This is a genomic window from Mesorhizobium helmanticense (genome assembly GCF_003034915.1).
Classification (GTDB): domain Bacteria; phylum Pseudomonadota; class Alphaproteobacteria; order Rhizobiales; family Rhizobiaceae; genus Mesorhizobium; species Mesorhizobium helmanticense.
This window is the reverse complement of record NZ_PZJX01000010.1, coordinates 18904-30401: the sequence shown is the minus strand read 5'-3', so window position 1 is coordinate 30401 and position 11498 is coordinate 18904. Positions and strand designations below refer to the sequence as shown.

Here is an 11498-nt window from a genome sequence, read left to right as displayed (position 1 = left end):
CCGTTGCTCTCCTTCGAGGTGTATCAATATTCGCGCATTCCCGAGGACTGCTAAGTCGGAGGGGACTCATATCGGTCGTGCCTATCGTGAGCACGTGGTCGGCGAGCTGGCGGTGGCGTGCGGGCAAGCCGCTGAGGAAATTCTGAACATCGAGTCCGGTCTGAGGTACAACAAGCCTATCGAGATCGGATCGCGAGGTAGCCCTGCCCGCCATGGGAATTCCTCAGGCGAGTACCGACATATTGGGCGCTGCCTTGTAAGTGGAAGGCGCCTTCCCGTTGCCTCTATCGCAGATAAGTTACCTTCCGGCCTTCGCGCTGGGTTTCCCAGCTGGACTGCGTTTCAGTCTCAATTCGCTGTGCTTCTTGTGAGCCAGACACCATTTCTCGGACGGTGAATTGACGACATTCATTGTCCGACAAGCCCTCGCCGGCGATCTGTTGGGCAGAGGCGGCTATCACCCCGGCCCTGGCACATCCGCGCGCTGCAGAACCTCGATGAGCCGCCGGCTCAAACGCCCAGGCGGATGCAAAGATCCACAGATGCGTTCCGCCCGCGCTAGTTGCCAAGCATATGACCGGCATTTCGCAACGCGCCTAGGAAGAGGCCGGCATAGTGAGTGACATCGATTTTGGCCTGCATTGACACCGGCATGCTGGTCCAATTCTCCAACGGTGCAATGAAGCGGGAGAAGGTACCGTCGACGACGCAGTAGCGGCTAATAAGGCCTTGTCTGTCCAACGCCAGCACACCAATCTGCCCGCCTCGATATCGGATGGCTGCGAGCCGTTGGACCTCGGCGTCATCATCGATCCGCACATCGAAAAGCAGGTTTCCGCGGCTCCTCGCGGCTATCTCCGCCGCTTTGTCATTGAAGCTCAAGCAGAGTGAGCGGACGCTTTCCACTGCCATCTGGAAAACCAACAGATCCAGTTCATTCACGGCCATGTGGGCAGTTGAGCCAATAAATGGATGATTGCAATGTCGCACACGGCTTGTTCACAGGTGTCGGCGACTGATCGTTCGTGGCTTTCTGTCCGCTGCCGGCGATGGAATATTTGAAGGACGGCGGGTCCCGTATTTCCTGTCGCGTTGGCAACCGCGGCGGCCACCTGCCGGGCGGCAGCGGCAGAGATAATGTCATAGACAGATGGAAGCGTGGGCTTTCTGCCCTTCAATAGTTCCCTGACCCTACAGATTTGCACGCGCGGCCGCAGCTTGCCGCCCGCCTCAACGGATTCGGCTTCTCTGGCAGCACGTTCCATTGCTGCGGTCGCCTTGTTGAGCGTCACCAGAACGCCAAGCTTCGTGGCTGGCAAGATCGCCAACTCGCTCAAGCTCACGACCTCTATTCGATGGACGGGCACGGCCGTGCATCGCCGCGGCAGGGGACAACATCGTCGTGACCGACCCTCAAGCCCTATATCGTGTCGGCGCGATCGTTCACCAGGAACGGCGAGATCGCCGTGGAGGGCAAGCCCTTCCACATCGTGGCCGTCGGCGGGAGCGGCAAGATCCACGATCAAGCAGCTGAGAAAGATCACGCATATAGCCACGATCCCGCGGTCCAGCCGATCTACATTTTACGACGACCAGATCAAGCAGCGCGCCTTGTCGAATTTGGGTCCGGGATTGGCAGTTGGTCTATCCCTTCCTGACGATGGAACGCTCGATCCAGTCATGGCTTATAAGGCGGAGAGCGGCGACCAGAGCGCAGATGAGTACGCGCCTACTACGAGATCGGCTATCGCACCAATTCGAGCGGATCGCGATCGATGGCGACACCGTGGCTTTCTTCGAGGGCGGGAAGCCGCTTGAGGCCTGCTACGCCGGCGAAGGCTGTGAACCTGACCTCGAAGAAAGGAAACCGCATGGGCGTCAAATTTCGCTTCGGCGTCGCCTTGGCCTCCTCACACTTGGTTGGCTGACTCAGCGGGCAACCCGGTCGAGAAAAGCGTCGAATGCGGCAGCGACAACGCGCATCGCAAAGCGATGCTGCCGCCGTACGCGGACAAAACCCTTTTCGATGTCCACAATCCCGTCCTTGGCAAGCATCGCCAAGCGTTCAGCAGAATCGAGAAAATGGATCGGATCAGATCCGTGGGCGGCACAGATTGCCGGCACATCGGCCTCGAGATCGCACATTAGTCGCTCGATGATTGCGGCTCGCGCGCGGTCTTCGTCGGTGAGACGGTAGCCCTTTGACGTCGCCAGACGGCCAGCTGCGATGTGCCGGCAGTAGGAATCCCGTGTAACCTCGTTCTGGACGTAGCCCTCGCCGACACGCCCGATAGCCGACGCGCCGAAACCGATCAGGGTTTTGCAGGTGTCGGCCGAGTAGCCCAGCGAGTTGCGCCGCAGGCGACCGGTTTTCTGTGCCAGCGCGAGATCGTCGTCCGGCAAGGCGAAATGGTCGAGCCCGATCTCTCGGTAGCCGGCGGCAATGAGCGTCACGGCAATGGCCGCATCCTGTTCGGCGCGGGCAGCGCTGCCCGGAAGCGATGCCTCCTCGATGAGGCGCTGATTCTTAATAAAGGACGGAATGTGCGAGTAGCCGAACACCGCAAGCCGGTTGGGGCGCATGGCGACCGCCGCCCTCGTGGTCTCGACGCAAGACTGCACCGTTTGATGCGGGAGACCAAAGATGAGGTCGAAGTTGATGCTTGTCACTCCATGCCGACGCAGCATTTCGACGGCAGCCGCCGTCTGCGCCTCACTCTGGACCCGGTTGATCGCTTTTTGAACAATGGGATCGAAGCTCTGCACGCCGAGGCTCGCGCGGTTCACGCCGGCTGCTTGCAAGGCTTCGGCCATATCGGCCGTGAACGTGCGTGGATCGATCTCGACGGCGATCGTAGCTGTTTCCGCAAGCGCAAAGTGGCGGCGCAGGAATTCCGTCAGGGCGAGGAACTCAACTGGCCCCATGAGAGTTGGCGTTCCGCCGCCGAAATGCACATCGCTCACGGGCAGCGCCTGCGGCGCGTGCTCCGAGACCAAACGTATCTCGTCACGCAGCGCCGCCAGATAATTAACGATCGGCGCATCATGGCGGGTGATGGTGGTGGGGAAGCCGCAATACCAGCACTTTGATCGGCAGAACGGAACGTGCAAGTAGAGTGACGCCGGATCGTTAGCCGGTAGGTTCCTGAGCCATTCCTCATAAGCGTCGGCGCCGACCGCCCCAGAGAACTCCGCGACAGTCGGATAGATGGTGTACCAAGGCAGGCGGGCTTCGCGATGTTTTGTGGTCTGCAACAGTTACCGTCCCATGTTGTTGCCTTCCATCCTTACCACTGCGCTCTCCTGTGTCTTTGCGCTATATCAGTCCGGTCCGCTTTGGGCCCGATTATTTGGCAGCGATAGCCCCATTCAGCCTTGGCTGGACAGCGATGGTATGAGCACGCGCTGGTCAGCGACAAGCGCCATGGGTTTCCCGTCGAGACTTTCCCGCACACCGTTTGGTGCTACTATCCTATCCTATCCCCTCCCTTCAGCGTCCGATGGAACGCAGCATGCCCCATCCGACCAGTCGATTCGGCGTTGGGACCAGACTTTTGCTCGCCGGCTGGTGCGTAAGACGGCGTCACGTAGCGATACCTGGCATCTCGATGAGTTCGTCGTATTAATTGCCGGCACGAGGCTTTGGCTGTGGCGCACCGTCTGTCAGAGCGGGAATTGTGCTCGAGGAGCCCGTCCAGGTCCGCCCCTGTCAAGGCTGCAAGCCTGATGAACCAATTTAGAAAGTAGCGCTACGCCAGGCGCATGATCACCGACAAATCGCGCTCCTGTGGCCCGGCAAAGCGCCGGAGTGAAGCGCAACTCAAGCGTCGCTCGCAACTGACAATCGAGCGAATTCGCATGTGCTTCCGTAAAAACAAAAATGGCCCATGCACGGCTTCCGATTCAGAGAGGGGCTTACAACGGCTCGTCTCGACCTTCCCGCCTTTCGGAACCACTTTGTCCGGACTAGCTGGAAAGCTGGTGCACCTCGCCACCGCCGAGGTGTGGCCCTTCGCCCTAACGAGGACGCTTACGCCTAGGCATGCCGGCATCAGTGGGGCATCTCGGCTGACGTACCGAGCGGTGCACTCGCATGATGTCAACAATGTCGAGGCTCAAAACAAACAAAAGCTATCGCCATTGAACGATACTGTCGCGAAGCGAACAGACGAACCATGTCCGAAACATTTGCTTTTCGTGCTCAGCTTGACCCTAAGAGCAAAAAAGGAAACGCAAACCAAGGTCCGACGGCAAACTTGAGTGTCAATCATAGCTTGGTCGTGCGGTTGGCACGTCACTTGCGGGGTGATTTTCGAAGCCGTTGTGACGGTACGCCCGCAGCTATCGGAGATAATCATGGCAATCGACTCGGAAGTATTTGATTCCTCCACAGGCATTTCAAGCAAGTGGTACTAGAACAACAACTTATGGTGTTGAAGTATGATTCAGCTTCATCGCCCCTGTTGTTGAATAATTATTATGATCCGTGTGTCACACTGCGATAGGCGCAGCGCGATGTGCATCGTTTTCGATTGTGGGGACAGGAAGGGCTGGCTCGTTCGTTGACGTCCCCTTCTTCAATATTTGAACGGAGATCAAGAATGAACATCAGGAGCCTCCTGCTCGGCTCAGCTGCGGCCCTGATCGCCGTTTCCTGTGCCCGAGCCGCCGACGCCATCGTCCTGGCCGAGCCTGAGCCCGTTGAATACGTCAAGATCTGCGACGTTTACGGCGCTGGTTACTACTACATCCCCGGCACCGAGACCTGCCTGCGCATCGGCGGCTATGTCCGTTACGACATCGGCCTCGGCGATGTCGTATCGTATGACCAAGCTAGAACCACGGATGTGAAGACTGGCGAGGCCCAGGGGATATGGCAAAACCACACGCGCTTCACATTCAAAACTTGGACCGGGCAAGAGACCGAACTCGGTACATTACAGACCTACATCGAGACCGGCATGAACTACGGCAGTAACACCGCCTATTCCGGTTCGGACAGTCCTCGATACTATGCCTTCAGCCAAGGCATCAAGTTGACTTTCGCCTGGGTTCAGCTTGGTGGCCTCCGAGTTGGTAAGGACTGGTCCGCCTTCGACATGTTTATTGGCTACGCGGGCGACGTGCTCAATCAGATGCTTATCCCGTACGGCGCCTTCGATACTAATGTGGTTCAGTACTACTTTGACGCCGGTAACGGCTTTTCGGCTGTGGTTTCACTCGAAGAAGGCTCGGGCCTGGTCGGCACCATCGACAGCTACGTTCCGCACCTAGTCGGCGGAGTGAAATACACACAACACTGGGGCGCGATCACCGGCGTTGTCGCTTATGATAGCAACTACGAATCGGTCGCCGGCAAGGTCCGCATCGACGTCGATGTTACCGACCAACTCTCGCTATTCGGAATGTTCGGCTACGGCTCCAGCGGCAAGCTCAACGATGACGTCACTAACGCAATCGACGCTCATGGTCGCGGGTTCTACAAAAGTTGGGGCGGTAACTGGGCTTTCTGGGCCGGCGCCACTTACAAGCTCAATGAGACAACTTCGTTGAATCTTCAGCTCTCGGGTGATCAGCTCAGGAACTATGGTGTCGCTGCAAACGTTGCCTATGCGTTTCTTGCAGATTTCACAATTACAGCCGAACTCGACTATGACCGCTACGGCGACTCCGCCGTCGGCAAGGTCGACCCTTCCATTAGCTGGGCTAATGCCAACAAAAAGAGCAGTGTCGGCGGCATCCTCCGTTTCGAACGTTCATTCTAACGGGAGGAAGAGCTTCATCTCGGTGGCCTCAGGCGGCGAATGACGATTATGCGGGGGACCTGCCACGCCTGCGGCAGATAAGCCCTGACACGTTTGCAATCGGATACAGCTGCGATTAGGGCGCGGCCGATGCCCCGCTTGCCGGGATGTGACCCCTGGTAAAGCGTTGCAGCAGGTTTGCTGGCGGTCCCGGCGCTTGCGCTGACGCGTGCGGCGCAGTCCGGCGACACGGTGGAGGCCGCCGGCAGATGGGTGGGCGCGTGATCGCCGAAGCAATCGCCGAACTCGCCCAGTATCCCAGCTTCGATAACGACTGAATCGGCGGCGACTCAATGCAACCTTGGCTTCCAGAGACCGCGCTGACCGCCGCCGGCCTGACCGCGCTCGCCGCGCAGGATGCTTCGGACAAGCAAATCACCTGCGTCAAGGCGCCCTTCAAGTCGCTGATCGACCATGTCTTTATCTCGCCCAATCTCGTGCCGTGCGGCCACGATTTCATGATCCTCGCGCTCGACCGAACCATCGAGCGGTTCCTGGAAGTGTCCGATCATCGCCCGGTCCTCTTGCGACTGGCCGGGCCTATCGGTGAGCGTTAGATCCAGAACGAGGTTACACGGGATTCCTACAGCCCGCACATCGCAGCTGGCCGCCTGGCAAGTCAAAGGGCAACCGTCTCACCGACGAAGACCGCGGCGAGCCGCAATCATCGAGCGAGGACGAAATAGTGGACAGCGAAGGGTTTTATCCGCATGCGGCAGGAGGATCGCTTTGTGGTTAGCGCTATTGCTGCGTATTCGATGCTTTTCTCGACCGGGTTTGCCCGTAGGCACAGCCAAGCAGCGTGAGGGGAGGCCAAAGGGATAACCAATCGTCGCTAAACGGGATGCTCCAGCAAATAACGGCAAGGCGGTAGCGGCGCGCTTGAGCGCCGGTTGAAGTGCTTGGAGTTTTTCCGAATGGGCGAGCGTTGCGACTAATGAAGGCGTCACATCATTCGACGGTGACTGATTTTGCCAGGTTGCGTGGCTGGTCGAGATCTGTGCCCATGAAGAGCGCCGTGTGGTACGCAAGAAGCTGTATCGGCAGCGAGAAGATCATCGGCGCGATAATCTCGTCGGTGGCCGGCAGCACGATCGTGTGCATCGTATCGAGTTTCGATGCGGCTGCCCCTTTTCCATCGGTGATGAGGATTATGCGCCCTCCGCGGGCGGCCACTTCCTGCATGTTGGAGAGGGTCTTGTCGAAAAAGCGGTCATGTGGCGCGATGACGATCACTGGCATGTTCTCGTCTATCAATGCGATAGGACCGTGCTTCAATTCACCCGCCGCATAGCCTTCGGCGTGGATGTAGGAAATCTCCTTGAGCTTCAGCGCACCCTCCATCGCCAGTGGGAAATTTGTGCCACGGCCGAGATAAAGGACATGATGACACTTTGACAGTTCGCGCGACAGAAGCTCAATCTCCGGCTGGATGCTGTCCAGTACCTGCCTCATGAGGCGCGGCATTTCGGCGAGGCTCTCGACGAGCGCCTGCACCTCATCTTCGGTCACGGTTCCGCGGGCCTTGGCTGCGTGGATGGCGAGTGCGGCAAGAGCGGCTAGCTGGCAGGTGAAGGCCTTGGTGGAGGCGACGCCGATCTCTGGGCCGGCAAGGATCGGGAAGACCACATCGGCCTCCCGAGCGATGGTCGATTCGCGCGCATTGACGACAGCGCCAATTTTCAGCCCAAGCTGCTTGCAGTACCTCAGCGATGCCAGCGTATCGGCGGTTTCGCCCGACTGTGAAATGAACAGAGCCGCAGACTGCGGCGACAACGGAATCTCGCGATAGCGGAATTCGGATGCAACATCTATTTCGACCGGCAGGCGCGCATAGCGCTCGAACCAGTATTTTCCGATCAGCCCGGCGAGATATGCGGTGCCGCAGGCAGAGATCGCCAAGCTCGGGATCTTGGCGAAGTCGATGCCAAAAACCGCCTCGGCACCATTTTCGATGAAATTGATATAATGACCGAGCGCATCGGCGATGACCTCGGGCTGCTCGAGGATTTCCTTCTCCATGAAGTGGCGATGGCTGCCCTTGTTGGCCAGAGTGGCCACGGCCACGGAGGTCTGGCGCGGACGCGCGACGGGGTGGCCGTCGTAATCAAAGATATCAGCGCCCGTCCTGCCGACAACGGCCCAGTCACCGTCAATGAGATAGGTGATTTCATTCGTGAATGGAGCAAGCGCGATCGCGTCGGAGCCCAGGAACATCTCGCCGTCGCCGTGACCGATCGCCAGCGGTGGTCCATTGCGCGCCGCAATGATGGTCGACGGATCATCCTCAAAGAGGATGGCAAGCGCGTAGGCACCCCTGACGCTTTTCAGCATGGCATGGACCGCCTCACCACGCCTCATGCCCTCCCGGCGGTGCCTTGCCAAGAGATGCGCAAGGACCTCAGTGTCGGTGTCGGTCTGGAACTCGGCTCCCGTCGCCGCCAATTCGTCCTTCAGTTCGGCGAAATTCTCGATGATGCCGTTATGGACGACGGCCACACCATCCGTGAAGTGCGGGTGTGCATTGCGTTCCGTCGGTGGCCCATGGGTTGCCCAGCGGGTGTGGGCGATGCCGATGGTACCACCCAGCGGCTCTTCCTTGAGTCTCCTCTCGAGATTGACGAGCTTGCCCTCCGCGCGCCGGCGGTGCAAGGTGCCCTCGGTGATCGTCGCAATGCCGGCCGAATCATAGCCGCGGTATTCCAGACGCTTCAATGCGTCGACCAGGCGTTCCGACACCGGCTGTTGCCCAACGATGCCAACAATTCCGCACATGTTCTTCTCCGAATTCTTCCCGGCAGCCTTAGCCGACGCAGACGAGGGACGCCGCCCGGCATGCGCTCAGTTAGAGTCTTCTAATGGAATCCAGTAAGTTCGGTAAAATTGATTGTTGGGATAGCCATCATCCACGCCATGGATGAACTAAACCTCAGTCCAATGCGGGTGATGTGAACCGGGGCGCACGCTTCCGCCTTCAACGGGCTGCGCATATCATGGCCGGCGCCCTCACCTGCGTTAATAGCATGCAAGCCGGCCGGAGGAGACGGGGAATACTTGGGCCGAGTGCGAATGGGTAGCCCCAGCGCACTCTTTGATCTCGCCGTTCAATTGTGCGGACGCTGCTTCATGCATCATTCCTCGGTTTGCTTCTCCAGGCCGGACGCAATGACTCCTTTCGGCGACGAGAAGCAAACCCTCTTCCGATCCCTGGGGCCACGCACCACGTCTTGGCTATCCGCATGGGCCGTGCGGCAGGCCGAGAATCGGTTGCCACAGTACCGGCCCATTCAGACGTCCCCTCCAGCGGATGCGCAACAGGCTGGCGTGAGAGATCTCGAGAAACCCGGCCACCGCCTCCGTTTTGCCGACGGGCTGCGGCTTTCCGATGCGCGACAATGGCCACGTTGCGAGGCGAAGGATCCGTTCCATACGCGTATCGGTCACCGTCACGATCCGGGTGAGATTGTTGGCCAAGCCGAATTCGATCATGCCGGCGAAGAGCTCGTAGGTTGCTTGGGCAAGGCCGCCTGCCGCCTTGGGCGTTGATGGGGGCAAATCGAGCGCGAAACGGCTGCTTTCCCATATGTCGGGACTCGCGGGCGCCACAGCCTCACCCAGCAGCGCCGGGAATGTGTCGCGCAACATGGTCGGCCCAGTGGTTGGCAAGAGGCGCACGCAGCCACGAATTCGCCAATCGGATCCCTTGAGCAGCAGATAGACAGGCTTCAAGTCGTCAAAGGTGTCTGTTTCCATTTCGCCTCCGGTCTGAACTTCCCAATCGAGCCTCTCCTTGAAAACCCGATATCTGAGCCCGTGCATCTCTTTGAGCTCGCCTGCGAATTCGCTGTAGAGGCCAGGTGTGATCAGCTGAATCATTCGTCGCCTCCGTGCGGGTTGTGTTCCCGCCATCGAAGGGCAAAGCGCACAGCGATGCAGCCTGTGGACGTTTACAGCTATCCTCGCGGAAGGATCCGGATCTCGCCTGACCGGAGGCAGCCAGCCTGGCAACCGCATGGATCGTCCGAACGCGAGCTTTGCTTGGCATTTTCCAGATGGAAGGTCCCCTTGGCCTTTGAGACCTGCTTTCCAAGGCGTATTCGCGAGTTTTATCCATGCCTTTATGGTCTTGGGGAGCGTGGCGGGCAGGCTACACAGTGGGTGGCCGAGAGGTCGGGAATCAGTTGGAATGGAGGAATTCGTCTCGCCAAAGAGGGGATCCTTTGCAATGCACTGCCTGCCCGACACTCCCGCTTCAACGTTACGCGCGACATACCGCCGAGTAACAGCCGGACCGGCGACGCCGGCTGTGCTGGTTGTTGGCCTGATCAGCGGCGGCACGGTGAATCTCAGCCACGTCGCCAGCCATTTCCACGGACCGGGGAGCGGAGCCTCCAACGATCGCCGGCGGCGACGCTTCTTCCAGTTTACCAGTTCGACGAGGACTGGCTGGCGTGTACGCTGGTGGCGCGGCTCAACCTACGCCCGCCCTTGCGGCTGTGCCTTGACTGCACCAATTGGAAGCAAGGACATAAGGTTCGCATCAAGGAGCGAGGCAATATGCATCGTCGTAACCTGATTAGAGCATTCATCGCGCTGGGCGTGTGCCCGATCTGCGCCCAGACCGCGCGTGCGGCCAGCGCCCATTGGGGATATGGCGGCTCGGTCGGGCCGGAGCATTGGGCCGATCTGGACACGAGAAATTTCGCCTGTTCGGCGGGCAGGCAGCAGTCACCCATCGACATCGCCGGCACGGTAAAGGCGGATATACCGCGCATCGACATCAGTTGGCTCAAGGGCGGCGGCAGGATGGTGAACAACGGCCACACCATTCAAATCAACATGCCGGAAGGCAGCACCTTGACCCGCGGGGATCGCGTCTACCAATTGGCACAGTTGCATTTCCACGCGCCGAGCGAGCATCACGTGGCGGGCACGAGCTTCCCGATGGAAGCGCATTTTGTCCATAAAGACACAAAGAGCGATACTCTGGGTGTGCTGAGCGCCCTTCTTACGCCTGGCGCGACAAATATCAGCTTTGCCGGTCTCGCCAAGGTCTTTCCGGCCCGGCCCGGCGAGGAGATGGCAGTTGACGAGTTCGATCCCAACGGGCTTTTGCCGGCCTCGCTCGGCTACTGGACCTATGAGGGATCATTAACGACTCCGCCCTGCACCGAAAACGTGGAGTGGATGGTTGCAATGGAACCGGTCGAGGTCGACACCGCAGACATCAAGCGGTTTACGACGCTTTACGCATCTAACGCGCGGTCGATCCGTCCCTCCAATCGGCGCTTCATCCTAGGCCTCAGCTAAGGTCATCGCGCGCGTCAAGCAAAACCGCGGTAACAATCGGGGGGTTTCGAACAGTACGACGCCACCATGGTGGCGCTGGCATCACGATAATGCCCTAGGGTTCACAACAGCATGACCGGATCATGGGCAACTTGTGGGCCGCTTGCTTGCGGAGAACTGGGTGGCGTCACCGACACCCGTACACTCCGGCCTGGATCTGCTTGATCAGGGATTGATAAATTCGACGCGTCGCTCCCGTGCTGCGAGAACCTTCCTTATACTGGACCAATTAAAATCTCCAAAAGTGGCAGTTTAGTTTGGACCAGTGAACTGCAATATTGGCTTGCAGTCAGGGAAGCGATCGTGACTGGTCGCGCCGGTCATGGATTGCTTGCGCTCGAACTG

At 59.1% G+C, this 11498-nt stretch carries 8 protein-coding genes; 3 read left to right on the top strand and 5 right to left on the bottom strand.

All coding sequences use genetic code 11. From position 1 onward, the window contains the following. Positions 1-558: 558 nt before the first annotated feature. The 3 genes from C9427_RS05940 to hemN form a co-directional block, all read right to left on the bottom strand. Complete coding sequence (locus tag C9427_RS05940) at positions 559-948, bottom strand: hypothetical protein (protein WP_167434265.1); 390 nt, start codon at positions 946-948, stop codon at positions 559-561. Further along, positions 939-1337, bottom strand: a complete 399-nt coding sequence (locus C9427_RS34035; RefSeq protein ID WP_167434262.1) for a hypothetical protein — start codon at positions 1335-1337, stop codon at positions 939-941. The genes C9427_RS05940 and C9427_RS34035 overlap by 10 nt, the downstream gene beginning before the upstream one ends. A gap of 592 nt (positions 1338-1929) precedes the next feature. Beyond that, the gene (gene hemN / locus C9427_RS05930) at positions 1930-3255 is read right to left on the bottom strand and encodes an oxygen-independent coproporphyrinogen III oxidase (protein ID WP_010914012.1); all 1326 of its coding nucleotides are present in this window, start codon (positions 3253-3255) and stop codon (positions 1930-1932) included. Positions 3256-4601: 1346 nt separating this feature from the next. Between hemN and C9427_RS05925 the strand changes: the two genes are divergently transcribed. Both C9427_RS05925 and C9427_RS34030 read left to right on the top strand, forming a co-directional pair. Continuing rightward, a complete protein-coding gene (locus tag C9427_RS05925) occupies positions 4602-5765 on the top strand; it encodes a porin (protein ID WP_167434263.1) in 1164 nt (387 codons plus the stop codon). A 332-nt stretch (positions 5766-6097) separates the two neighbouring features. Then, positions 6098-6361 (top strand): hypothetical protein, encoded by a 264-nt coding sequence (locus C9427_RS34030; RefSeq protein ID WP_006329192.1) that lies wholly within the window; start codon positions 6098-6100, stop codon positions 6359-6361. 394 nt (positions 6362-6755) lie between these two features. Here C9427_RS34030 and glmS read toward each other — a convergent pair whose 3' ends face one another. Together glmS and C9427_RS05905 are read right to left on the bottom strand one after the other, a co-directional pair. Continuing rightward, on the bottom strand, positions 6756-8579 hold the full coding sequence (glmS, locus tag C9427_RS05910) for a glutamine--fructose-6-phosphate transaminase (isomerizing) (RefSeq protein ID WP_107648220.1): 1824 nt from the start codon (positions 8577-8579) through the stop codon (positions 6756-6758). A 456-nt stretch (positions 8580-9035) separates the two neighbouring features. Next, positions 9036-9680, bottom strand: a complete 645-nt coding sequence (locus C9427_RS05905; protein ID WP_027033443.1) for an acyl-homoserine-lactone synthase — start codon at positions 9678-9680, stop codon at positions 9036-9038. A 681-nt stretch (positions 9681-10361) separates the two neighbouring features. On the opposite strand from C9427_RS05905, the gene C9427_RS05900 reads away from it, so the two are divergent. Beyond that, positions 10362-11114, top strand: coding sequence for a carbonic anhydrase (locus tag C9427_RS05900; RefSeq protein ID WP_107648219.1), 753 nt, complete (start codon positions 10362-10364; stop codon positions 11112-11114). The last annotated feature ends 384 nt before the right edge of the window (positions 11115-11498 follow it).